The sequence below is a fragment of the Kribbella sp. NPDC026611 genome (assembly GCF_040638345.1).
Taxonomy (GTDB): domain Bacteria; phylum Actinomycetota; class Actinomycetes; order Propionibacteriales; family Kribbellaceae; genus Kribbella.
Map to the genome: position 1 here is coordinate 988,893 of NZ_JBEZYC010000002.1, position 21,522 is coordinate 1,010,414.

Below are 21,522 nucleotides of genomic sequence, written 5' to 3' on the forward strand. Positions count from 1 at the left end.
TGTTCCGGGGTATCGACGCCCCCTTCAACAGGAAGCGATCGAACATGACATTGACGTCTGCATCGCGACGCTCGATGACCACACCCGGGTTCCGCAGATCGGCAGTCCTCGCGCTGCTCGGCGCCGGCGCCGTCATCGCCTCGGCCCTCAGCCCGCTGAGTGCGCAGGCCTCGCCCGCGACGATGTACTACGCAGCGCCGGACGGCAAGGACTCCGGACACTGCAGCCAGGCCAAGCCGTGTTCGCTGGAGCGGGCGCAGAAGGTGATCCGGCCGGCCGTGAAGCACGGGGACGTGACCGTACAACTTGCCGATGGCAACTACCGCCTCGCTGCTCCGCTCCGGTTCGGGGCCGAGGACAGCGGCGGCGACCACACTGTCCGCTGGACTGCCGCGCCGGACACTCATCCCGTCATCACCGGCGCTTCGCAGGTCACCGGCTGGGCAAAGTCCGACGCCGGACCGGGGATCTGGGAGGCGAGCACCCCGACCGGACTCGACACCCGTCAGCTGTACGTGAACGGTGTGATCGCGCCGCGTGCGTCCATCCGGCTCGCCAACGCCGACGTCACGCCCACGGCAACGGGCCTCACCCTCAAGAACCCTGCCCTGAGCTACCTCGCGAACCTTCCGGACCAGTCCCGGATCGAGTTCGAGTCGCTGGGTGACTTCACCAACCGGTACTCGCCGGTCCAGAGCATCAGCGCGACCGAGATCACGATGGCGCAGCCGGCCTGGAACAACAACACCTGGGGCTGGGACACGGTCCAGCGGTCCTTCCTGGCGGGGCCGAGCTGGTACCTCGACAACTCGCTGAGCTTCCTCACCCAGGTCGGTCAGTGGTACCTCGACCCGACCGGCGGCAAGCTCTACTACAAGCCGGCCGACGGCGTGGACCCGAACCAGCTCGACGTCGAGCTCCCGCGGCTGCAGTCGCTCATCAGCGTTGGGGGCACCTACGACCAGCCGGTCACCGGGCTCACCTTCGAGGGCATCCAGTTCTCCGGGACGTCGTGGCTCGGCCCGTCCGTCGACGGGTATGCCGACCAGCAGAACGGCCTGTTCATCAAGGGCACCTACGACTACCGCCCCGCCGACGCCTTCACGAGCTGCTCGCGCGGTTGTGAGATGTTCGAACGGGCGCGCACCAGCTGGTACCAGGAACCCGCCGCGGTGCAGGTGTCGGCCGCCAGCCGCATCTCGTTCTCCGGGAACACGTTCACCAACCTCGGCCAGTCGGCGCTCGGGATCGGCAACGACGCGAACGCCACCGTGACCGGGGTCGGCCTCGGCGCCAGCGATATCGATGTCGTCGGCAACCGCTTCGTGGAGAACAGCGGGCACGGCGTCGCGGTCGGCGGCGTACTGCCCGACGCGCACCACCCGAGCGACCCGCGGATGACCAACCAGGACGTCCTGATCGAGAACAACACGATCAACCGGGTCGGAGTGGACTACAAGGACAACAGCGGCATCCTCAGCACCTACGTCACCGGCGCCCGGATCCTCCACAACGAGGTCTCCAACGTCCCGTACGACGGCATCGACACCGGCTACGGCTGGGGTATCAACGACGCGGGCGGGTCGAACGACTACGTCGACCGCGGCTACTACAACTGGAACCCCAAGTACTCGACGCCGACCACGCTCAAGGACACCCAGGTCGAGGGCAACCTCGTCCACAACACGAAGGCACGCTTCGCCGACGGCGGCTCGGTCTACAACCTGTCGGCGAACCCCGGCGCAGTGGTCAGCAAGAACTACCTGTTCAACATCTCCGGTGTCGGGCTGTACCTCGACGAGGGTTCACGCTCGATGACGTACGAGAACAACGTGGTCCAGGGCGGTTCGTTCGTCTTCACCAACGCGGGCAGCCTGCGCAACAACACCAGCGACAACGTCATCCAGAACAACTGGTACAACTCCGGTGGAGTCTCCGCGCCGAACGCCGCGGCCCACAACAACAAGCTGATCAACAACGTGAAGATCAGCGGCGCCAACTGGCCCGCCGGCGCGCGTGACGTGATCTGTGCCGCGGGGGTCGCACCGCAGTACCGGACGTCGCTCAACGCCAACCAGTTCGGCTTCACCGGCTGCTCGGTCCCTGCTCCGGTCGCCTCCGGGTTCGCCACCACCGGGGCGTCCGCGGTCAGCTCGTACACCGGCCAGAACGACGGGGTGTTCGGGATCGCGGCCGCCGGCGCCGACGTCTGGGGCGCGGGCGGTCAGCACGACGACCAGTTCGCCTCGATCTACCGGGCGGGCTCGTTCGGTCCGCAGGCGAGCGTCTCCACGCGGGTGGTTTCGATCAATGACGCCAACGTGTGGGCCAAGTCCGGAATCATGGTCCGCAACGACCTCACGAAGGCCGGATCCTCCGCCGGGTACGCAGTCGTCGCCGCCACCGCCCGCAACGGCGTCGTCTTCGAGTGGGACGCCAACGGCGACGGCTACCTGGACACCGACGCCCGCGCGTCGGTCGACAACTACCGCCCTGTCTGGGTGCAACTCACCCGATCCGGTACGTCGTACAGCGCCGCGTACTCCTACGACGGCAAGAACTACGTCCCGATCGGAACCTCGGTCACCCTGCCCTCGGCCGCCACCCAACAGGACGCCGGAATCTTCTCCACCTCACACGACGTCACCCAGTCCGCCATTAACCAGTTCGACGCGGTGACCTTCACCAGCTGACCCCCAACCACCACCGCAGGCCTTCCGCTCCCCGCGCGGAAGGCCTGCTGGCGTTGAAATGGTCGTATGAAGCAAGCAAATGCTGAGTTTGCTGCCGGAATTGCCGGGTACCCGAAGTTTTTCTGGCACTTGGTGGTGAAGGAAATGCGAGTACTGCGCGGATTCGGCGGCGCCGGGATCTTTCTCGTGGCTACCCTGCTCATGCTGGTCGCGCTGATTCTCTGCGTGACGATCCTGCTGCTCCCGGTAGGGATTCCGCTGTTCGCCGTCGGCTTCCGGCTGTATATGAAAGGCGTGAAGCTCTTCCTGCCGCGCCCGAAAGACGTCGGCACGGCCGCCAGGCAAACCACGAAGGACCTGGGCAAGAAAGCGCACCGGGCCAAGAAAGACCTCGGCAAGCAGGCGAACCGGACCAAGAAGAAGGTCCGCAAGCGGACCCACCGATTGCGGTCGTCCGTCGCCGGCCACTGAGTCGGCCACTGAGGGGACGTCATGAGACTCGTGGTGAAACTCGTCGTCAACGCGATCGCACTCGCGGTGGCCACCTGGTTGCTGGCCGGCATCACCCTGCGCGGCTCGAGCACGACCGCGCGGGTCGTGACGCTGCTCGTCGTCGCCGCGATCTTCGCGGTGATCAACTCGTTCGTGAAGCCCCTCGCCAAGCTGCTCTCGTTGCCGTTCATCGTGCTGACGCTGGGACTGCTGATCTTCGTCATCAACGCGCTGATGCTCCTGCTCACGTCCTGGATCAGCGGCGCACTCAATCTCGCGTTCCACGTCAGCGGCTTCTGGCCTGCCTTGATCGGTTCGCTGATCATCACCGTCGTGAGCTGGTTGCTCAACGTCTTCCTGCCCGACGACCTCGAAACCTCATGAAGGAGTGACCATGGCCAAGAAATCCCTGGGCGACAAGCTGGAGAAGCAAGTGGGCAACCTGACGGGTGGTCTCAAGGACCTCGCCGAGAAGTTCACCACCGCCGACACCGAACCCCGCACCGACGCGATGGCCGGCCGCCGCAGCGGCACCCGGCCCCCCGCCCAGCCCGAAAAGACCAAGGACGAGCTGTACGCCGAGGCCCAACGCCTCGACATCAAGGGCCGCTCAGCCATGACCAAGTCCGAACTGGCCGCCGCCGTCCGTGCCAAGCACCGGTGAGTCCGGCCCCGATCCGGGTACCGACGGGGCATGACGACTCACGAATCGGTCTGGTTGGCGTCCGCGACCATGCCGCAGTACGACGTCCTGCCTGCTGATCGCGACGCTGAGGTACTCGTGGTCGGTGGTGGGCTGATCGGGCTGACGACCGCGCTCTACCTGCAGCAAGAGGGGCTCGCCGTCGTGCTGCTGGAGGGTGGCCGCATCGGCGGGCGGACGAGCGGGAACACGACCGGCAAGGTCACCTCGCAGCACGGGGCTTTGTACGCCGATCTGCTGCAGCGCCACGGCCACGAGAAAGCTCTGCAGTACGCGACCGCCAACCAGCGGGCCGTTGACGACGTCGAGCAGCTCGTTCAACGACTCGGCATCGACTGCGAGCTTCGCCGTACGCCGTCGTTCGTCTATTCGACCGACGCTGCCAAGCTGCAGCGGGAAGCGGACGCCGCCGAACAGCTCGGCCTGCCCGCGCACCTCGTCGGACCCGAGGAACTCGACTTCCCGGTCGACGCGGCAGCCGCCGTACGGTTCGACGATCAAGTCCTCCTGCACCCAGCTCGCTACCTGGCCGGCCTCGCCGACGCATTCACGCAAGCAGGCGGCCAGATCTTCGAGCAGACGCGCGTAACCAAGCTGGACGGCACCGAGGCGCACACCGCGACCGGATCGCGAGTCCGTGCCGAGCACACGGTCGTCGCGACGCTCCTCCCGATCGGCATCCTCGGCGGGTACTTCGCCCGGACCCGCCCGAACCAGTCGCACGGAATCGCCGTCCAGCTGCCGGTCCAGGCGCCGACGACGATGACGATCTCCGCCGACGACCCGGTCCACTCGACCCGGCCCTGGCCAGGCGGCGGCCCGAGCGGCCTGATCGTCGTCGGCGGCGGCCACGAGACCGGGGCCAACGAAGACACCGACGCCGCCTACCAAGGCCTCGTCGACTGGGTCAACGAAGTCTGGGACGCGAAGGTGCAACCGGAGTACCGCTGGTCGGCCGAGGACTACAGCACGCCCGACCAGCTCCCGTACGTCGGCAAGGCGCCCGGCTCACCCGTCCTCGTTGCCACCGGCATGCACAAGTGGGGTCTCACCAACGGAACTGTTGCCGCCGGCATCCTTCGGGACACGATCCTGGACCGCCCGAACGCGTCGAGCGAGCTGTACGCCGCCGGCCGGATCGGTGACGCGCACGCGGTCGCGAAACTGGTGACGGACAACCTCAAGGTCGGCAAGGAGTTCGCCACCGGCCATCTCCGCCGCTTCCTCGCGCACGGGCTCGATCACCTGGAGGTCGGCGAGGGCGGCCTTTTCAACCTCGACGGCACAACGGTCGGCGGGTACTGCGACCACGACGGCACGCTGCACACCGTCGTACCGGTCTGCACGCACCTCGGCTGCCCACTCCGCTGGAACCAGGCCGACACCACCTGGGACTGCAACTGCCACGGCTCGCGCTTCTCGCCCACCGGCGCGGTGCTGGACGGCCCGGCCACCACTCCGCTGGCCCGGCCCTAGCGTCGGCGCTGCTTAATGACCTCGATCGCGACGGGGATCAGCGACACCACCACGATGATCGCGATGATCGGCAGCAGATAGTGGTCGATGTTCGGGATCCGGCTGCCCAGCGCGTGGCCGGCCAGGACCACGCCGATGGTCCACACCAGGCCGCCGATGATCTGCCACTGGGTGAAGACCTTGGCGTCGACCCGCAGCGCGCCGGCGAGCGGATTCATCACGGTCCGGACGGCCGGGATGAACCGGGCGAGGACGACCGCGCGACCGACGCCGTACGACTCCAGCTGGTGCTTGGCCCGCTCAGCCGTCTTCGCGAGCCGCGGCCGGTGCGGGTTCTCGACCAGCGAAGGCCCGGCCCGCCGGCCGATCAGGTAACCCACCTGCGCTCCCGCCAACGCACCCAGCGGAGCCAGGATCAAGGTCCAAGTCAACGACAGATGGACACCGGTGGTCGTCAACAACCCGGCAGTGAACAGCAGCGAGTCACCCGGCAGCACAATGCCGATCAGCAACCCGGTCTCGGCAAACATCGCCAGCAGCACCGCCCACGGCCCCAGATGCGTCAGCAGACTGTTCGGATCCAACGGATTCATCAGCCGAACCCCGGCCACAGGCAGCACTCACTCATAGACCACCCGGTGCCCGCCGACTACTCCTCTACTCCGGGTCGGGGTTCGAGGCTCTGGCGAGGTTGATCAGGCCTTCAGCTACTGCTCCGCAGCGGTCCTCGGCGCGGGACTGGGCCGGGCCGGCGTAACGCAGGCGGGCGGTGGCGGTCAGGGGCTCAGAGCGGACCTCGATCAGGCAGCCGCCCGGCCGCGGCTGGAGCGCGATCGCCAGTCGCACCCATCCGCCCAGTCCGCTGCGCAGACGGCAGACCAGCTCGACATCCGGCGTCCAGGTCTCGACGATCGCGACGATCAGGTGCCGGTTGTACTTGTGCCGCCCGCGCGTCTCCTGACCGTCGTACCGCTGGACGAAGCTGCCGGCCGCCGGCCACCTCAGGTCGGCGTGCAGCCGCTCCGGTACGCCGACCATCCACTGCGCGAGCAGCGCCGGGTCGCGGATGACATCGGTAACGGCCGCGGCATCGACCAGCCCGAACCGCCAAGCCATCACCATCCGAGCCGCTCCCGAAGCCGTCGTCAGCTTGCCTCACCGCGCGTTGGTACCCGCATCACCTCCAACGCATCCCTCACCCGAGCATGCTTCACCGCGATCTAGGGCACCGAGAAGAGTACGGCGACGCCGAACGGTTGGACCAACAGCCTGCGATCGGATCGCCGCGGACTGTGAAAGAGGGCCGTCATGCAGCAGGCCACCTGCGTCAAGGAAGCCAGACTGATGCTGACCACGTCGTTCGGTCTCGATGCCGTCGCCTGCGACGAGCTGCTCCGGACGTGGTCGACGGAGGCGCACACTCCGGTCGGCAAGATCGCGGACGTCCTCGTCCACCAGATCTGGGAAGGCGATCAGCCCACGCAGGACCGCGCCCTCGTCCGCTTCCTGGAAACGCGCCTGCGCAACCTCCCGCACGAGCGGGCCGCTGTGTCCTGACCTCCGGGTCCTGAGCTACGGCGCCGCCGCGGTGGTACGGCGGCTGAGGTCGCTGTCGCGGATCTCGTCCGTGGTCTCGACCAGCAAGCTGATCTCACCGGCCAGCCGCGCATGACCGGCACGCAACGACCGGGCCACGTCGGACAACGGTTGGATCAGCTCCGCGACGTCGTCGCTGCCGAGCACCTTCCGGATCCGCTCGATGACCACGCGGGCTTCGGCTGCCAACGCATCGACCGGAAGCGCCGCAACCTGGCCGGCGAGCTGCCGCAGGGTCGCCGCGTTGCCGCGCGCCCAGTCGGCGACCGCCCGATCAGCCGAACGCTGGTTGCGGGTCGCGTCGACGCGCTCCTCCCGAGTCATGCCTGGTTCGTCCACGGCCTGCGGCTTGAGCCGCAGGTACCGCCGCTCGGCGGCCTGGCGACTACCCACCCCGAGCGCCGGAGCGATCTGCGCCCACGTCAGGCCGTGCGCCCGCGCCGCGTCGATGAGCACCGGCTCCCAGTGGTCGAGGCTCCGCCGCACGCGACTCAGCGCGCCCAGCGCAACCAGCAGCTGCTCCGCGTCCGCCGACTGCAGCGACCCCGGCTGCTCGAGCAGCTCGAGTCCGTCGAAGAGTCCGTCGTTCGTCAATCACATCACCCGTCATCCAGTTGATGACGACAAATCTTGTCATCGGTTCGTTGACATGCTACAACCGTCACGCGAGTTGAACCAACCCCGGTGTGTGAATCACGCGTCAGACGTACAGGAGGAGAACGATGACGCATGCGACCCCGATCCCGCCGCCGACCGATCCGGTCGACAGCTCGTTACCGACTCTCGATCCGGCCGAGACCACCCAGGCCGACGTCTTCGCGCGGCTGGCGGTCGAGATGCACCAGGCCGACGGTGTCGAGGAGACCGTCGAAGCGGTGGTGCGCTTCGCGCTGCAGGCGCTCGACTGCAGCTACGCCGGCGTCGCGCTGAACACCCGCGGCCGGCAGCCCGAGATCCCCGCCGTCACCGACCCGGTGGTGGCCGAGATCTTCCAGGTGCAGCTCGACAAGCATGACGGTCCGTTGATTGCCTCCCTGCGGGACCGGTCCATGCTGCTGATCCGCGACACGACGACGGACAAGCGCTGGCCCGAGTGGGCGGCGAAGGTCGCGAGTCTCGGCGTCCGCAGCGTGCTCGACGTCCCGTTGCACGTCCGCGGAGACTCGCCCACGGTCGGCGTGCTCGGGCTGTACAGCCGGGTCCCGAACGGATTCAGCGCTGACGACGAAGCGATCGCGGACATCCTGGCTCGCCATGTCTCGGTGGCCCTGGCGACCGCGCGCCGCGAAGAGAGCCTGGCCGCGGCCGTGGATGCCCGCAAGCTCGTCGGCCAGGCGATGGGGATCCTGATGGAGCGCTTCGACGTCGACAGCGACCGCGCGTTCGAGATCCTCAAGCGCTACTCCCAGACCACCAACACCAAGCTCCGCGATGTCGCCGAGGTCCTGATCGCCACCCGCAAACTCCCCCGCTGACGGTTTCGGCCGTGGGTACGGCTCTGGTGTGATTGATCGCGACGTGGAGCCTACGGTGATCGCCGGGCGGTATCGCCTGGGCGTCCGGCTGGGCCGTGGCGGGATGGGCGAGGTGTACCGCGCGACGGACGAGCTGCTGGGCCGGCCGGTCGCGGTCAAGGTGATGCTGCCCGTGGTGGACACGCTCGCGAGCGAGGAACGCTTCCGGCGCGAGGCGCGGGCCGCCGCGAAGATCACCGATCCGCACGTGGTGGCGGCGTACGACTTCGGCCCGCACGGCGACGGCTTCTACCTCGCGATGGAGCTCGTCGAGGGCCCGACGGTCAGTGAGGCGCTGCGTGAGTACGGGCCCTTTCCGCCGGAGCGAGCCCTCGACCTGATCCGGCAGGCGGCCGGCGGGCTCGCCGCGGCGCATCGCTGCGGCGTCGTGCACCGCGACATCAAACCCGGCAACCTGCTCCTGTCCGCGGACGGACAGCTGAAGATCACCGACTTCGGCATCGTCCGGCTCCTGCAGGACAGTACGACGACGCTCACGTCGACCGGCCAGATCGTCGGCTCCAGCCACTACCTGGCCCCCGAACGCATTACCGGCAAGCCCGCCCAGGCTTCCTCCGACGTCTACGCGCTGGGCTGCGTCCTGTACCAAATGCTCACCGGCAAGCCACCGTTCGTGGGCGACGAGCCGGCTGCTGTCATGTACCAACACCTCCAGGCGGAACCGGCGCGACTCAGCGAACTGCGAGCGGCCATCTGCCCGGACCTCGAGGGCCTCCTCTTCTGGATGCTCGAGAAGGACCCGGCGCAGCGGCCGACCGCGCAGCAGGTAGCGGACGGTGAAACGCCACCGGTCGCCGCGGACACCGCCGTACACATCGCTCCGATACGACAGCGCCTGTCCCGGCGGCAGGTGGTGACGGCCGCCGGAGCGACGCTCGCCGTTGCGATGGCAACGACCTTAGGCATCCTCCTCGACAAGACCGACGTACCACTCCCGGCCACGGACAACCTCCCCGCGAAGATCGACCCGGTCGTGCCGACGTCTCCGCACCCCACACCGGTCCGCCAGACGACCGCGCCGCGGACCACGCACCCAACGTCCGCGCAGGAACCGGCCAACACTCGCCCGCGCGTCACCTCGACCAAGCCCCGCCCTCAGGTGAAGACGTCAGCCGCCAAAGGCCACCAGAAGACCAAGGCCCATCCACACAAGAAGAAGGCGTGACTCAGACGGCGCGAGCCACCCCGCCGGTCACCTCGAGCCTCGCTCCGGTCGTGAATCCCGCCACCGGCGAACTCAGAAACACAATGGCCGCCGCGGCCTCGTCCGGCTCGCCGACGCGATCCATCGGGATCCCCTTGTCACGGGCGACGCCGATCAACCAGTCCGCCTCGCTCTGCTCCGGATTCGGCAAGGCGGCATACCGGCGGTGCCATTGACCGCTGCGGACGGTGCCGATCAGGACGGTGTTGACGCGCACCGTCGGCGCGAACTCCCGGCTCATCGTCTTGACGAGGTTGAGTACGCCGGCGCGCGCCGCCGAGGTCGCGACCATCTCGGGATCGGGCTCCCGCGCCCACAACGAGTTCACGACCACGATCGAGCCGGCATCGCTCGCCTGGAGCAGCGGCAACAGGGCGCGAGTCGGCCGGATGACCGAGAAGTACTTCAGGTGCAGCTCCGCCTGCCAGTCGTCGTCCGTCGTACTGGTGAACCGGCCGAACCGCCCCTGCCCGGCGTTGTTCACCAGAATGTCCAGCGCACCGAACCGATCGCGGACGTGACCCGCCAGCTCCTCGACAGCCTGCGCGTCGGTGACATCGCAGACCACCGTCGTCAGCCGCTCCACCGGCAAGCCTTCGTCCTCGAGTTGCTGCACGGACGCCTCCAGCCGGTCGCGGCCGCGCGAACAACTCACTACGTTGACCCCCTCGGCCAGCAGCAGCCGCACCGTAGCCAGCCCGATTCCCGACGACCCACCCGTGACAACGGCGGTCCGGTCCCTCAATCGCAAGTCCATACCAGGAAGACAGGCGAGGGCCGCCGGGTGTGACCGGGTCTACCGGTCGTGCCAGCGGAAGTCGCAGATGACGGCGCGATGATCCGACGGGAAGACGCCGTCGACCGCGTCGCCGGCGATGAACGCCGACTCGACGTTGACCAGTTGGTCCTCGTGACCTGGGCGGAAGAAGATGTGGTCGATGCGCTGATCGACCAGCTCCGGTCCCGCTTCCAAAGGCGCCGACGGATGCGTTGACGGCAGCGTCACCGCGTCCGCGGCACCTCCGCCGGCGGTCCACGCGTCAACGAGTACGTCGCGCAGCGGCCGCAGTACGGCGCTGTCCGCGGCCGCGTTGAGATCGCCGACGGCCAGCGACGGGCACGGGCCGTCCGTCTTGGGGTCGGTCGCGAGGTCGGCGAGCAGCGCAGCCTGGGCCTGGCGATCATCGCTGTAGGTCACGGCGTGCTCGAGGCATGCCACCTGGATCGGCAGCGGGCCGGCCGGATGCTCGACCACCGCGGACAGGATCACCGGATCCCAGGCCCGATGCCGAGCCGGCATCACGACCGCCTCCTGCTGCAGGATCGGCCAGCGGCTCACCAGAGCCACACCCAGCTCGACCCGGGCGTCCGGCGAGACTGGGTACGACGGCGCCGCGAACGCCGCGTGGTACCCCAACGCGTCGGCCAACTCGTCCGCCTGCGTCCGCCCGTCCGCGCTCCACGCCTCCTGCAACGCCAGCAGGTCAGGCGTGAACCGCTCGATCGTTGCCTGGATCCCCGGTTGCCGCTCGCGCCATCGCGGCCCGAACCGCCACCACACGTTCCATGTCATCACCCGCACTTGATGGTCCATGGTCGTACCAGTGCCCAATGGTTCGGGATGGGTACCGGCCGGACGTGTTCGAGGACTTCACGCTGAAACAACTCGACGTCGACGGTCAAAGCATCCGGGTCCGGTACGGCGGCAGCGGACCCGCCGTCGTACTGCTCCACGGCCATCCCCGCACGCACACGACCTGGTACGCCGTCGCGCCGGAGCTCGCCGCGGCGGGGTACACGGTGGTGTGTCCGGACCTGCGTGGCTACGGCCAGTCCGGTAAGCCCGTCACCGACGCCGACCACACGCCGTACTCCAAACGTGCGATGGCCCTCGACGTCGTCGGTCTGATGGACGCGCTCGGTCATCAAAGCTTCGCCGTCGCCGGCCACGACCGCGGCTCGTACGTCGCCTACCGGACTGCGCTCGACCATCCGGACCGGGTGAGCAAACTCGTCGTCATGGACAGCGTCCCGGCCGTCGAGGCGCTCGAACGCTGCGGCGCCGAATTCGCCGCCGCCTGGTGGCACTGGTGGTTCTTCGCCCAGAGCGAGAAGCCGGCCGAACGCGTGATCTGCGCCGACCCGGAGACCTGGTACAACGCGTGGACCAGCAACTCACCGCAGGCCCTCGGCCCCGAGAACCACGCCGATTTCCTGGCCGCGATCCGCAACCCGGCCACGGTCCACGCAATGCTCGAGGACTATCGAGCCGGCCTCACCATCGACCGCTACAACGACGAGGTCGACCGCTCCGAAGGCCGCCGCATCACCTGTCCTACCCTGGCCCTCTGGTCGACCGACGACGACATGGAACAGATCTACGGCGATGTCGTAGCCGTCTGGCGCCCGTGGTGCCACGAGGTCGACGGCTACGGCATCAAATCCACTCACCACATTGCCGAACGCAATCCGAAGGACCTGGTCCGTGCGCTCCGCTCATTCCTCTAGGTTTGGGATTACCAGGTTGCTTCGGTGACCTGGCCGCTGTGCACATTGATTGTGAGGTGGACCGGGCCTTCGGGGAGCAGGTGCAGGTGGTAGCGGCCTTCGGGTACGTCGAAGAAGACGGCGGAATAGACGGTCTCGCCCACGGGTGACGGGCGGGGAACGACCGCCACATGCGGGTAGTGGGCGTGGCTCGCGCCGTCGTGGTGATGGTGGGGCGGCGGTGAGCCGTCGGCGGGGCGGCGCTCGATCTCGGCGTCCTCCAGCGCCGCCGGGAGGGTGAGGACGATCGCGCCGACGCCGTCCCCGATGTCGAGCAGTACCGAGGATCCCTTGCCGGCGTGCGGGTTCTCCTCGGCGTTGGTGAGTGGCCTGGTCACGAGACCGCGGGTACGCCGGGCTTGGACGAGTACCCGCCGGCCGGCGTGCCGAGGTACGGGAACCAGCTCAGGTAGCCGGAGTTGGTGTTCGACGTACCGTCCTTGATCGCACCCGCGGCGTCATCGGGCTTGAACGTTGGGTCGACCAACGGAATGGTGATCCCCGCGACCGCGCGCAGCTCGACGGTGACGACGTCGTCGAAGACCCGGCGTCCGTTCGGGAAGCCGGCTGCATCGCCGGCCACCAGACCGAGCGGGTTCGGCGACTTCGACGGCGGTACGGCGACGTTCAGCCGCAGCATGTCCGCCTGCACCGGGCCGGTGTAGTTCTGGAACCCGGGGACGATGCCCTTCGGGATCCCGGTCAGCAGGATCGCCGCCAGGTCCGCCCGTGGCTTCTTGTACGCCGCCAGCCGCGGGAAGACCCCCGGATACAGCGCCGGGAGCAGTCCAGCCAGCTCGGGCTTGGTGACATACCCGGCGAACCGCTTGTCCTGGTCCGGCGGGAGGCTGTTCCACTTGTCCTTCTCGGCCATCGGCACGATGACCTCGTTGAACAGTGGGTTCCCGAGCCGCGACACCTGCTTGTACGGACCGTGCCACACCGGGACGCCGAGGACGTCGTCGAGGATCCGCGACTGCCGCCGGCTCGCGGTCGCGTAGACCCCGATCACGGACCGGGCGTCGAGCACGTGCTTCGGCGTCCGCCCGTCGCGGGTGAGGTCGCTGATCGGCACCTGCAGCGCGATCGTGTGCACGTTCGAACCCTGCAGGCCGTTGACGCCCATCGCCGCCGCCGACGGGATCAGGTGTGCCATCTGGAACGGCCGGAGCGTGCCGAGGTCGAAGATGCTGCCGAGGTCGGCGAAGAACCCGTCGGCGCGCTGGCCGGCGAACACCTTCCGGTGGGTGCCGATGGTGTGGATCGCCTGACCCGCGAGCTTGGCGTAGTTCGGCGTACTGCGCACTCCCACGTTGACCGGGGGCGCGGCGAGCTCGCGGGCGAGGATGCGGGACCGGCCGTGCTGGACGCGGGTGACCGAGTAGAACTGCGGGCGGTTCCAGTTCGGGTCCTTGATCGAGGCGATCGGGCCGGTGTTGTACAGGAAGGTCCGCTTGTTCCGGATCTCGGCGTGGAACCGGAACTGGTAGCTGATGTCGGCTTTGCCGGTACCGCTGTTGGAGATGTGGATCTGGTAGAGCACGTCGTCGCCGAACTCGTAGAAGTTCGGCCCGCCGTACGGGTTCTGGAACGGGATGAAGTTGGCGATGATCGTGACCGTGTCCGGCTTGTCCGGGGACACGAACGCGTACACATCGGTGTTGTCGGCGACCGGGTCCTTCGAGATCTCCGGCGCTTCGCGGTGCGAAGACATGGCGGTGTTCCTCCACTGATCTGGGATTCGAGCGGGGTGCCGGGACGCGAGCCCGGGCTGGGCCGGACCGCTGGAACGCGGTGCCGGTTGCGGCGACTCAGGCGGTGGTGGTCACGCCCGCAAGACGGGCGGCGAGCTCGCGATCGGTGACCAGCACTTCGCGCTCACCGACCAGGATCGCCAGCTCCCCCTTCCGCACGTCCTTGACATGGACGACGAACGACTCCACGCCGGCCAGGTCGGCCGGCTCGATCCCGGCCGCTGCGTCCACGGCGTCCACGGATCTGTCCCCGAAGATGCTCGAACCCGCAACCGCTCCGGCCGCGGCCGCCGTACCCACCCCGGCAAACACCAGGAACCCACGGCGTGTGGCTTCACTCATGACTCTTCCTCCCTCTGCTGAACCAACCACCCCTTCTTCGGCACCCAAGCCCCACCGGATGGGTCGCCCGGGGTCGCTACGGCGCTGGGCGGCGTGATCTTTGCTGGCGGCAACCTGGGTTTGGTTGCGCTTCGTGAGGTCTGGACATCTCCTGCCGGGACCTGTTAGCTCGCCTTTGGCAGCCGCGAGGGGAAGGTTATGACCGGGATCAGACTGGATTCGGTGTCCAAGGTGTACGACAGCAGGCACCTCGCCGTGGACAAGGTCTCCCTGGAAGTGGCGGCCGGCGAGTTCATGGTGCTGCTCGGTCCGTCGGGCTGTGGCAAGACCACTTTGCTTCGAATGATCGCCGGTCTGGAGGAGCTCACCGACGGCGAACTATGGCTGGGACGCACGAGGGCGTCGGGTCTGGCGCCGAAGGACCGGGGCATCGCGCTGGTCTTCCAGAGCGGTGCGCTGTACCCGAACCGGACGGCCCGCGACAACATCAAGTTCCCTTTACAGATCGCGAAGCAGGACCCTGTCGAGGTCAACGAGAAGGTCTCCGGGCTGGCGCGGATCCTGAAGATCGGTGCCGCGCTGGACCGATTCCCGCGAACATTGTCCGGCGGCGAGCGGCAACGGGTCGCCATCGGCCGGGCGATCGTCCGGGAGCCGCAGATCTTCCTGATGGACGAGCCGCTGTCGAACCTCGACGCGACCATGCGGACGGAGTTGCGGCAGGAGATCGGTGCGATGGCCCGCGATCTGAACGTCACGACCGTCTACGTCACGCACGACCAGGTCGAGGCCCTCACCCTGGCGGACCGGATCGCCATCATGCGCGACGGCCGGATCGAAGACGTGGGGACACCAGCACAGGTCTACAGCGATCCGGCCACGGCCTTCGTGGCCGGCTTCCTGGGGACGCCGCGGATCAATCTGATGTCCGCGACCGTTCGGGTGACCGCCCGGCACCGGGTGAGCCTCGATCTCGGTGGTCAATCGATCGCCCTGCCGACCATTGATCGCCGATCGATCATCCTGAGCAAACACGACGGCATCCGGGTCATCGTCGGCGGCCGCTCCGACGCCTTCACCGTGTCCGCCGATGGCGGCGTCGACGGCCTGGCGGGTCGGCTGCGAGCGCTCGAGTTCCATGGTGATCGATGGATCGCGTACGTCGAGAGCGGGATCGAAATGGTCAACCCCGATCTGGTCGGCGTCGACGCAGCTGCGCGCAGACGATCGCAACGGACGACGCACGACGGCCGGCACACGAAGCACGCCGTACCCGACTCGGAGCCGGCTGCGCCTGTTTCAGCTCTCCGGCGACTGACCAAGGCTTTCCGGCAGTCCAAGGACGCAGCCGCGGCTCCGCCGGCTGAGCCCACCCATCGCCGTGCCGACCTGGTCCTGGAGGTCGACCCCGCCGCCGGACTCACGGCCGGCGCCAAAGTGACCTTCGCGGTGGACACCGCCCGCCTCCACATCTTCGACGAAGAAGGCCACCGCGTCGACCGAGTCACCCACTAGCCGGGCACTTCTCCAGCAGGGATCGGCGGGAAGGTCAGCCCGAAGCGGGCGCACACCTCACCCGTGCGGTCGGTGTCCACCTCGTTCCGGTAGCGCGCCGCGAGCACCTCCGGGGATTCTCCGGCGGCGGCCTCGAAGAAGTAGTGCTCGAACCCCGCTGGTGAGATCAGCTCCAGGATGCGGCACGGCGCCTTCCCGGCGTTCCAGAACGTGTGCCACTGCCCACGCGGCTTGAAGACCAGATCACCAGGCTCGGCATACACCACGTCGTCACCCAGCAGCGCCCCGAGCCTGCCCTCGAGGACATAGCTGTATTCGTCCTCGTTGCGGTGCCGATGGACCGGGGCGGCGAGGTGCCGCGGCGGTATCGGATGCTCAACCATCGAGAACCCACCCCCGGACTCCTCCCCCGCAATCATCATCCGCGCGCCACAAGCCCCCAGCTCGGCAAACGCCCCATCGCCCGGACGAACGATCCGAGGCCCCTGAGAACCATCGAACCGCGAAGAGTTCTGCATCATGCCCATCCTCCACTCGGGTTCGAGCTCAAGCTACGCCGAGCTCCTTCAGGGCTGAGGCGGTTGGTTGGCGGTGTTGGTGAGGTCTTGGAGGAGTTTCTTGCCTTCGGGCCAGGGGCCGAAGCCGGCTTCGGCGTTGACGTGGCCGGCGTTTCCGAGGTCGACGAAGCGGGCGCCCCAGCGCTTGGCGAGGAGCCGGGACCAAGCCAACTCCGCCCACGGGTCGTTGCTGCTGGCCGCCAGGACGGTCGGGAACGGCAACGCGATCGTCGGGATGAGTCCGAAGTCGGCGATCGGCGCACCTTGGGCGACCGAGTGATCGACGTCGGGCGGTGCGACCAGGAGGGCCGCGCGGACCGGTACGTCGTCGTATTGCGTGGCCCAGTGCGCGACGGTATGGCAGCCGAGACTGTGTGCGACCAGGATGACCGGGCCCGTGGCGCGCCGCGCCGCAGCGTCCAACGCTGGGACCCATTCGTCGCGGCGCGGCTGGTCCCAGTCCCGCTGCTCGACGCGGACGCCGTCCGGGTCTTCTCGCAACCAGTACGACTGCCAGTGATCCGGCCCGGACCCGCCAAGCCCCGGAACAACGATCATGGTCACTTCGCGCCCTTTCGCCGGGTTGTGAGCACTTCGACCCTATCTTTGACAAAGTGACCGTGCGCGGCAGACCGCCGTACTCCGCCGAGGAGGTGCCGCTCCGATGAGCGTTGACGTGATCGTGGTCGGTCTCGGGTTCGGCGCCGACTTCGCGCCGATCTACCAGGCGCACCCGGACGTCGGTCGGGTGGCTGTGGTCGACGCGGATCCGGCGCGTACGGCATCCGTCGCGGACCGGCTCGGGATCACGGAGCGGTTCGCCGGCCTGGACGAGGCGCTGGCCGCCCCGGGTTGGGACGCCGTACACCTGCTCACGCCGGTCCGGTTTCACGCCGAGCAGGTCCAGCAGGTCCTGACGTCGGGCCGGCACTGTGCCTCCGCGGTGCCGATGGCAACGACCCTGGCAGACCTCGACGTGCTAATCGCGGCCCAGGACAATGCCCGGCGCAACTACATGATGATGGAGACCGCGGTCTACTCCCGCGAGTACTTCCACGCCAGGCAGTTGCTGGACACCGGCAAGCTCGGCCGGCTCAGCTACTTCAAGGGTGATCATCTGCAGAACCTCGACGGCTTCCCGGAGTACTGGCGCGGATACCCGCCGATGCACTACGTCACGCACGCGCTGTCCCCCGCGCTCGCGTTGGCGGACACGCGGGTCGAGTCCGTCCGTTGTCTCGGCTCCAGCCGGCTCACTCCCGATCACATCGGTGTCGCGGGCGACGGATTTGGTACCGAGGCCGCTCTGTTCAAGCTTGCGGGTGCCGACCTGGTGGCCAACGTGACGATGTCGTTCTTCCAGCTCGGCCGCAGCTACCTCGAGGGGTTCTCCGTGTACGGCGACGAAGGCGCTCTGGAGTGGCCGCAGCTCGAGGGCGGCCCGATGAAGGAATTCCAGCTGCAACCACTCGCCGAGGGCCGCCGCGGACGGGCCGTGACCGAGACCGACATCAGACCGCCTGGCGCGCCCGAACTGCTCCCCGAGGCTCTTCGCCCGTTCACCAGCGGCGGGCACGGCGGCTCACATCCGCACCTCGTCCACGAGTTCGTCTCCAGCATCGGCGAGAGCCGCACGCCCCGGGTCGACGCCCGCATCGCGGCGACCTGGACCGCTCCAGGGATCTGTGCCCACCAATCAGCCCTGCAGGGTGGCGCCGAGATCCAGGTCCCGGACTACGGAGCCCGCTGACGACGCGTACTACCGGTGGAGTACGCCGTTGTAGTAGTGGAGGCCGTGCCTTGCTGCGCCGGGAGGATGCTCTGGCGTGGATGTCGGCGAACACTCGCTGGTATGTCTACCTCAGCTGAGCATCGTCGTGGAGCTGGTTTTCTGATCGCTTGTTGCGCGGGTGCGGGTGCCGCGCTTGTCGTGCTGGTCTGTCTGCCGCAGCTCATGCGACTCGGCAGCCCTGCGGCGGTGTTGCTGTCGGTACTTGCTGTCGCCGAGCTCGTTGCCGTAGTGACGGTGATGATTCGTCCGGGGTGGCGCTGGCTGATCACCGCCGCGGCGGGAGCGGTCGTGCTGCTATGGCTGGTCACGGAGGTCGGGCGCGTCGGGCCGGATCCTTGGTTTCCGGTGAACGCCACAGTCGGCCTGACCAGCCGGATCGTGATCGCGCTACAACTCCTGGCAGTGGTCGGCTCGCTGATCAGGCGACGCACCGGTTGGTGGCGTTGGCTGATCGCCGCGCCGATCGTGGCGCTCAGCCTGATCGCCTCCGCCGTGGGCCTGATCGCGGCCAGCAACGGCTTCAACGGATCCCCACTCCCGATCGCCAAAGGTACGCCGACCACGATGGAGTACTGCCGTCTCGACGGCCTACCGCTGGCGATGGATCTCTACCGGCCACCAGGATCGCGACCCGAGCCAGTCGTGCTCTACGTCCACGGCGGCGGCTTCATGCTGGGCAACCGCACCCTCCGCGGCCCGTGGTCCTCAGCCCACGACGAGGCACTGTTCACGCCGGTCCGAGAACGACTGAACGCGCGTGCGATCGCCGTCGCCTCGATCGACTACCGGCTCCTGCCGGCGTCGGATTGGCGGGCGCCCGTCGAGGACGCAAAGTGCGCCGTCCGGTTCCTGCGCGCGCACGCGACCCAGCTCGGCATCGACGGCAGCCATATCGGCGTCTGGGGCAGTAGCGCCGGCGGCACGATCGTCTCGCTGCTCGCGCTCAGTCCAGACTTCACGACTTCGCAGTACGGCGAGCAGCCGAGCACCGTCCAAGCCGTCGTCGACATGTTCGGCCCGTCCGACCTCACCAATCTCAACGACTCGGGCGGATTCGCCCGCACCGTCGCGCGTCTCGCCCTCGGCCGCGACCAGAACACGCGCCGCGCCTTGAGCCCACTCCACCAGGTCGCCGAGGGCGCGCCGCCGTTCCTCATCCTGCACGGGCAGGAGGACACGGACATGCCGATCCGGCACTCGCAGCAACTCGCGACGCGCCTCACCCAGGCCGGCGTACCGGTGACGTTCATTCCGGTCGAGGGAACCGGACACGCCCTCTCGGCCTCGACCGAGACGCCCGCTCCGGGCGAACTCGCCGACACCGTGACCAGCTTCCTCGCCCGTACCCTGCGGTGAACCATGGTCGCTTATCGTGGGAAAGTGCCCGCGCAGGAACGACCAGGCTCCCGGCTGACCGACGCCGGTCTGTCCGCGGTCGTCTTGGTCGCGGCCGAGCTCGCGATCGTCGCAAGCCGTGAGCCTGGGTCGATCAGCAGGAGCTGGCTCGCCTACGCCCTAGGCGCCGCGATGGCACTGCCGGTCCTTCTGCGCCGCCGCGCTCCGCTGCTGGAGGTGTACCTCGTAGGCCTGGCCCTGCTGGTGTACTACGCCATCGGCTACCCCGGCTTCCCGCCCGCGGTCGTGCTGGCAGTCCCCCTGTACGACGCGGCGTACGCCGGCCGCGCTTGGCGCGCCTTGCCGGTACCTTTGCTGCTGCTGGGAACCGGCGTGATCGTTGCCTTGCGCAAGGGAACCGCTCCGCTCGATGCGGTCGATGTGTTCCTGCCGCAGTTCGCGTTGGTCGCCGTCGCCCTGCTGCTGGGTGCACTCGTCCGCAGCAGGCAGGCGTACGCCGCCGAATCGCAGGAGCGGCTGCGCGCCGTGGCCGCCGAGCAGGAGCGCGAGTCTGAGCGACGCGTGGCGGCGGAACGGTTGCGGATTGCCCGAGAGCTGCACGACACGGTCGCGCACGCGCTCTCCACCATCACCGTGCAGTCCGGTACGGCGCTGTTCATGCTCGACCAGCAACCGGACAAGGCCCGCGAGGCGTTGACCGCGATCCGCCAGACCGGCAAGGAAGCACTCGGCGAGATGCGAACGACGCTCGGCGTACTTCGATCACCGGGCGAACCGGCCGTGACTCCGGAACACAACGCCGGACTCGGCCGCCTGCCCGCGTTGCTGACCGCGGTCGCTTCCGCCGGCCTCGAGGTCGACCTGACCAACGACCTGACCGCTGACGTGACCGCTGCGCTGCCGGCGCCGGTCGACCATGCGGCGTACCGGATCGTTCAAGAGGCGCTGACGAATGTCCTCCGGCATGCTGGCCCGTCGGCGCGAGCACAGGTGCAGCTGCGGCGCTCACAGGACAATCTCGAGGTCGAAGTGACCGACGACGGCACCGGACCGGCCGACGGACATACCGGCGGCCACGGGCTGAAGGGAATGGCCGAGCGCACCGCCGCGCTAGGTGGTCGCCTGCAGAGCGGCGCTGCGGCGGGCGGCGGCTTCCGGATCCATGCGACGCTTCCGCTGGGAGGTGACGAATGATCCGGGTCCTGTTGGTGGACGACCAAGCCTTGGTACGAGCTGGTTTCCGCGGCCTGCTCGACAACGCCGAGGACATCTCGGTGGTCGGCGAAGCCTCGAACGGTGGTGAAGCGGTCGCCAGCACCCGAGCTCTCCTGCCGGACCTCGTGCTGATGGATCTGCGGATGCCCGAGGTGGACGGAGTGACCGCGACTCGACGGATCACCGACGATGCGCGGCTCAGCCAGGTCCGGATTCTCGTCCTGACCACGTTCACCGATGAGGACGACGTGTTCGCCGCCCTGCGGGCCGGCGCCAGCGGCTTCCTGGTCAAGGATGCCGAGCCCGAGGAACTGTTGCAGGCCATCCGCACCGTGGCCGGCGGGGAGTCGTTGCTCTCACCGCGCGTGACGCGTGCAGTGATCGAGCGCTTCACCGCGACCGAATCCGGTCCTCCGAAGCGAGTCGAGACTCCGGAGCTGTCCCTGCTGACCCAGCGCGAGCGCGAGGTTGTCCAGCTCGTCGCGGCCGGCCTCTCCAACGACGCCATCGCGCGTCGTCTGGTCGTCAGCCCGCTCACCGCGAAGACGCACGTCTCTCGGGCCATGGCGAAGGTCGGCGCTCGTGACCGAGCGCAGCTGGTGGTCTTCGGGTACGAGAGCGGCCTGGTCGTACCCGGCGGCTCCTCCCCGGGCAGCTACTCCTCCGGCAGTACGCCGCCGCAGTAGCTGACCGAACCGACTGTCTACGCCAGGCGGACGATCGGGCAGCTCGTTGTCCCGACCAT

At 68.2% G+C, this 21,522-nt stretch carries 24 protein-coding genes; 14 read left to right on the top strand and 10 right to left on the bottom strand.

Annotated features, from left to right (window positions below):
* The first annotated feature begins 44 nt into the window (after positions 1-44).
* The 5 genes from AB0E69_RS10730 to AB0E69_RS10750 all read left to right on the top strand — a co-directional run bounded on the left by AB0E69_RS10730 (position 45) and on the right by AB0E69_RS10750 (position 5,364).
* On the top strand, positions 45-2,693 hold the full coding sequence (locus AB0E69_RS10730) for a hypothetical protein (protein ID WP_360142566.1): 2,649 nt from the start codon (positions 45-47) through the stop codon (positions 2,691-2,693).
* A 66-nt stretch (positions 2,694-2,759) separates the two neighbouring features.
* Positions 2,760-3,164, top strand: coding sequence for a hypothetical protein (locus AB0E69_RS10735; RefSeq protein WP_360142568.1), 405 nt, complete (start codon positions 2,760-2,762; stop codon positions 3,162-3,164).
* Positions 3,165-3,185: 21 nt separating this feature from the next.
* A complete protein-coding gene (locus tag AB0E69_RS10740) occupies positions 3,186-3,569 on the top strand; it encodes a phage holin family protein (RefSeq protein ID WP_360142570.1) in 384 nt (127 codons plus the stop codon).
* Between the two features lie 10 nt (positions 3,570-3,579).
* Positions 3,580-3,849 carry a Rho termination factor N-terminal domain-containing protein gene (locus AB0E69_RS10745; RefSeq protein WP_360142572.1) on the top strand — a complete coding sequence of 90 codons (270 nt, stop codon included), beginning with the start codon at positions 3,580-3,582 and terminating at the stop codon, positions 3,847-3,849.
* 30 nt (positions 3,850-3,879) lie between these two features.
* Entirely contained in the window at positions 3,880-5,364 is a 1,485-nt protein-coding gene (locus AB0E69_RS10750; RefSeq protein ID WP_360142574.1) for an FAD-dependent oxidoreductase, read from the top strand.
* Here the strand turns inward: AB0E69_RS10750 and AB0E69_RS10755 are convergent.
* Together AB0E69_RS10755 and AB0E69_RS10760 are read right to left on the bottom strand one after the other, a co-directional pair.
* Complete coding sequence (locus AB0E69_RS10755; RefSeq protein WP_360142576.1) at positions 5,361-5,957, bottom strand: DedA family protein; 597 nt, start codon at positions 5,955-5,957, stop codon at positions 5,361-5,363. The genes AB0E69_RS10750 and AB0E69_RS10755 overlap by 4 nt on opposite strands.
* A gap of 64 nt (positions 5,958-6,021) precedes the next feature.
* Positions 6,022-6,486 (bottom strand): hypothetical protein, encoded by a 465-nt coding sequence (locus AB0E69_RS10760; RefSeq protein WP_360142578.1) that lies wholly within the window; start codon positions 6,484-6,486, stop codon positions 6,022-6,024.
* Between the two features lie 186 nt (positions 6,487-6,672).
* On the opposite strand from AB0E69_RS10760, the gene AB0E69_RS10765 reads away from it, so the two are divergent.
* The gene (locus AB0E69_RS10765; protein WP_360142580.1) at positions 6,673-6,921 is read left to right on the top strand and encodes a hypothetical protein; all 249 of its coding nucleotides are present in this window, start codon (positions 6,673-6,675) and stop codon (positions 6,919-6,921) included.
* A gap of 15 nt (positions 6,922-6,936) precedes the next feature.
* Here the strand turns inward: AB0E69_RS10765 and AB0E69_RS10770 are convergent, their stop codons facing one another.
* Complete coding sequence (locus AB0E69_RS10770; RefSeq protein WP_360142582.1) at positions 6,937-7,554, bottom strand: hypothetical protein; 618 nt, start codon at positions 7,552-7,554, stop codon at positions 6,937-6,939.
* A 128-nt stretch (positions 7,555-7,682) separates the two neighbouring features.
* Between AB0E69_RS10770 and AB0E69_RS10775 the strand changes: the two genes are divergently transcribed.
* Both AB0E69_RS10775 and AB0E69_RS10780 read left to right on the top strand, forming a co-directional pair.
* Positions 7,683-8,435, top strand: a complete 753-nt coding sequence (locus AB0E69_RS10775) for a GAF and ANTAR domain-containing protein (RefSeq protein WP_360142584.1) — start codon at positions 7,683-7,685, stop codon at positions 8,433-8,435.
* Between the two features lie 43 nt (positions 8,436-8,478).
* Positions 8,479-9,660: a serine/threonine-protein kinase gene (locus AB0E69_RS10780; RefSeq protein ID WP_360142586.1), complete on the top strand. Its 1,182-nt coding sequence runs from the start codon at positions 8,479-8,481 to the stop codon at positions 9,658-9,660.
* A gap of 1 nt (position 9,661) precedes the next feature.
* On the opposite strand, the gene AB0E69_RS10785 is transcribed toward AB0E69_RS10780, so the two are convergent.
* Together AB0E69_RS10785 and AB0E69_RS10790 are read right to left on the bottom strand one after the other, a co-directional pair.
* Entirely contained in the window at positions 9,662-10,456 is a 795-nt protein-coding gene (locus tag AB0E69_RS10785) for an SDR family oxidoreductase (RefSeq protein WP_360142588.1), read from the bottom strand.
* A gap of 39 nt (positions 10,457-10,495) precedes the next feature.
* Complete coding sequence (locus AB0E69_RS10790) at positions 10,496-11,272, bottom strand: endonuclease/exonuclease/phosphatase family protein (protein ID WP_360142590.1); 777 nt, start codon at positions 11,270-11,272, stop codon at positions 10,496-10,498.
* Between the two features lie 38 nt (positions 11,273-11,310).
* Between AB0E69_RS10790 and AB0E69_RS10795 the strand changes: the two genes are divergently transcribed.
* Complete coding sequence (locus tag AB0E69_RS10795) at positions 11,311-12,207, top strand: alpha/beta hydrolase (RefSeq protein WP_360142592.1); 897 nt, start codon at positions 11,311-11,313, stop codon at positions 12,205-12,207.
* An 8-nt stretch (positions 12,208-12,215) separates the two neighbouring features.
* Here AB0E69_RS10795 and AB0E69_RS10800 read toward each other — a convergent pair whose 3' ends face one another.
* The 3 genes from AB0E69_RS10800 to AB0E69_RS10810 form a co-directional block, all read right to left on the bottom strand.
* Entirely contained in the window at positions 12,216-12,584 is a 369-nt protein-coding gene (locus tag AB0E69_RS10800; protein ID WP_360142594.1) for a hypothetical protein, read from the bottom strand.
* Positions 12,581-13,960 carry a DUF4331 domain-containing protein gene (locus AB0E69_RS10805; protein ID WP_360142596.1) on the bottom strand — a complete coding sequence of 460 codons (1,380 nt, stop codon included), beginning with the start codon at positions 13,958-13,960 and terminating at the stop codon, positions 12,581-12,583. Before AB0E69_RS10805 ends, AB0E69_RS10800 begins: the two co-directional genes overlap by 4 nt.
* 97 nt (positions 13,961-14,057) lie before the next feature.
* Positions 14,058-14,342: a twin-arginine translocation signal domain-containing protein gene (locus AB0E69_RS10810; protein WP_360142598.1), complete on the bottom strand. Its 285-nt coding sequence runs from the start codon at positions 14,340-14,342 to the stop codon at positions 14,058-14,060.
* Positions 14,343-14,540: 198 nt separating this feature from the next.
* Between AB0E69_RS10810 and AB0E69_RS10815 the strand changes: the two genes are divergently transcribed.
* Complete coding sequence (locus AB0E69_RS10815) at positions 14,541-15,857, top strand: ABC transporter ATP-binding protein (RefSeq protein ID WP_360142600.1); 1,317 nt, start codon at positions 14,541-14,543, stop codon at positions 15,855-15,857.
* Here the strand turns inward: AB0E69_RS10815 and AB0E69_RS10820 are convergent.
* Together AB0E69_RS10820 and AB0E69_RS10825 are read right to left on the bottom strand one after the other, a co-directional pair.
* Positions 15,854-16,240 (bottom strand): cupin domain-containing protein, encoded by a 387-nt coding sequence (locus AB0E69_RS10820; RefSeq protein ID WP_360142602.1) that lies wholly within the window; start codon positions 16,238-16,240, stop codon positions 15,854-15,856. The two genes, AB0E69_RS10815 and AB0E69_RS10820, sit on opposite strands and share 4 nt — an antisense overlap.
* Positions 16,241-16,423: 183 nt before the next feature.
* Positions 16,424-16,972 (bottom strand): alpha/beta hydrolase, encoded by a 549-nt coding sequence (locus AB0E69_RS10825; RefSeq protein WP_360142604.1) that lies wholly within the window; start codon positions 16,970-16,972, stop codon positions 16,424-16,426.
* A gap of 106 nt (positions 16,973-17,078) precedes the next feature.
* Here AB0E69_RS10825 and AB0E69_RS10830 point away from each other — a divergent pair, with 106 nt between their 5' ends.
* The 4 genes from AB0E69_RS10830 (at position 17,079) to AB0E69_RS10845 (ending at position 21,463) form a co-directional block, all read left to right on the top strand.
* A complete protein-coding gene (locus AB0E69_RS10830) occupies positions 17,079-18,164 on the top strand; it encodes a Gfo/Idh/MocA family oxidoreductase (protein ID WP_360142606.1) in 1,086 nt (361 codons plus the stop codon).
* Positions 18,165-18,266: 102 nt separating this feature from the next.
* Positions 18,267-19,562: an alpha/beta hydrolase gene (locus AB0E69_RS10835; protein WP_360142608.1), complete on the top strand. Its 1,296-nt coding sequence runs from the start codon at positions 18,267-18,269 to the stop codon at positions 19,560-19,562.
* Between the two features lie 3 nt (positions 19,563-19,565).
* Positions 19,566-20,756 carry a sensor histidine kinase gene (locus tag AB0E69_RS10840; RefSeq protein WP_360142610.1) on the top strand — a complete coding sequence of 397 codons (1,191 nt, stop codon included), beginning with the start codon at positions 19,566-19,568 and terminating at the stop codon, positions 20,754-20,756.
* Positions 20,753-21,463, top strand: coding sequence for a response regulator transcription factor (locus tag AB0E69_RS10845; RefSeq protein ID WP_360142612.1), 711 nt, complete (start codon positions 20,753-20,755; stop codon positions 21,461-21,463). The genes AB0E69_RS10840 and AB0E69_RS10845 overlap by 4 nt, the downstream gene beginning before the upstream one ends.
* Positions 21,464-21,522: the final 59 nt, after the last annotated feature.

What these genes read in the sequence shown, in the direction of transcription:
- AB0E69_RS10750 (WP_360142574.1), top strand. Translation starts at nt 3,880, where the DNA reads ATGACGACTCACGAATCGGTCTGGTTGGCGTCCGCGACCATGCCGCAG.
- AB0E69_RS10830 (WP_360142606.1), top strand. Translation starts at nt 17,079, where the DNA reads ATGAGCGTTGACGTGATCGTGGTCGGTCTCGGGTTCGGCGCCGACTTC.
- AB0E69_RS10815 (WP_360142600.1), top strand. Translation starts at nt 14,541, where the DNA reads ATGACCGGGATCAGACTGGATTCGGTGTCCAAGGTGTACGACAGCAGG.
- AB0E69_RS10735 (WP_360142568.1), top strand. Translation starts at nt 2,760, where the DNA reads ATGAAGCAAGCAAATGCTGAGTTTGCTGCCGGAATTGCCGGGTACCCG.
- AB0E69_RS10825 (WP_360142604.1), bottom strand. Translation starts at nt 16,972, where the DNA reads ATGATCGTTGTTCCGGGGCTTGGCGGGTCCGGGCCGGATCACTGGCAG.
- AB0E69_RS10845 (WP_360142612.1), top strand. Translation starts at nt 20,753, where the DNA reads ATGATCCGGGTCCTGTTGGTGGACGACCAAGCCTTGGTACGAGCTGGT.
- AB0E69_RS10840 (WP_360142610.1), top strand. Translation starts at nt 19,566, where the DNA reads ATGGTCGCTTATCGTGGGAAAGTGCCCGCGCAGGAACGACCAGGCTCC.
- AB0E69_RS10730 (WP_360142566.1), top strand. Translation starts at nt 45, where the DNA reads ATGACATTGACGTCTGCATCGCGACGCTCGATGACCACACCCGGGTTC.
- AB0E69_RS10835 (WP_360142608.1), top strand. Translation starts at nt 18,267, where the DNA reads ATGTCTACCTCAGCTGAGCATCGTCGTGGAGCTGGTTTTCTGATCGCT.
- AB0E69_RS10755 (WP_360142576.1), bottom strand. Translation starts at nt 5,957, where the DNA reads ATGAATCCGTTGGATCCGAACAGTCTGCTGACGCATCTGGGGCCGTGG.
- AB0E69_RS10760 (WP_360142578.1), bottom strand. Translation starts at nt 6,486, where the DNA reads ATGGTGATGGCTTGGCGGTTCGGGCTGGTCGATGCCGCGGCCGTTACC.
- AB0E69_RS10795 (WP_360142592.1), top strand. Translation starts at nt 11,311, where the DNA reads ATGGTTCGGGATGGGTACCGGCCGGACGTGTTCGAGGACTTCACGCTG.
- AB0E69_RS10785 (WP_360142588.1), bottom strand. Translation starts at nt 10,456, where the DNA reads ATGGACTTGCGATTGAGGGACCGGACCGCCGTTGTCACGGGTGGGTCG.
- AB0E69_RS10765 (WP_360142580.1), top strand. Translation starts at nt 6,673, where the DNA reads ATGCAGCAGGCCACCTGCGTCAAGGAAGCCAGACTGATGCTGACCACG.
- AB0E69_RS10775 (WP_360142584.1), top strand. Translation starts at nt 7,683, where the DNA reads ATGACGCATGCGACCCCGATCCCGCCGCCGACCGATCCGGTCGACAGC.
- AB0E69_RS10790 (WP_360142590.1), bottom strand. Translation starts at nt 11,272, where the DNA reads ATGACATGGAACGTGTGGTGGCGGTTCGGGCCGCGATGGCGCGAGCGG.
- AB0E69_RS10810 (WP_360142598.1), bottom strand. Translation starts at nt 14,342, where the DNA reads ATGAGTGAAGCCACACGCCGTGGGTTCCTGGTGTTTGCCGGGGTGGGT.
- AB0E69_RS10820 (WP_360142602.1), bottom strand. Translation starts at nt 16,240, where the DNA reads ATGGTTGAGCATCCGATACCGCCGCGGCACCTCGCCGCCCCGGTCCAT.
- AB0E69_RS10745 (WP_360142572.1), top strand. Translation starts at nt 3,580, where the DNA reads ATGGCCAAGAAATCCCTGGGCGACAAGCTGGAGAAGCAAGTGGGCAAC.
- AB0E69_RS10805 (WP_360142596.1), bottom strand. Translation starts at nt 13,960, where the DNA reads ATGTCTTCGCACCGCGAAGCGCCGGAGATCTCGAAGGACCCGGTCGCC.
- AB0E69_RS10740 (WP_360142570.1), top strand. Translation starts at nt 3,186, where the DNA reads ATGAGACTCGTGGTGAAACTCGTCGTCAACGCGATCGCACTCGCGGTG.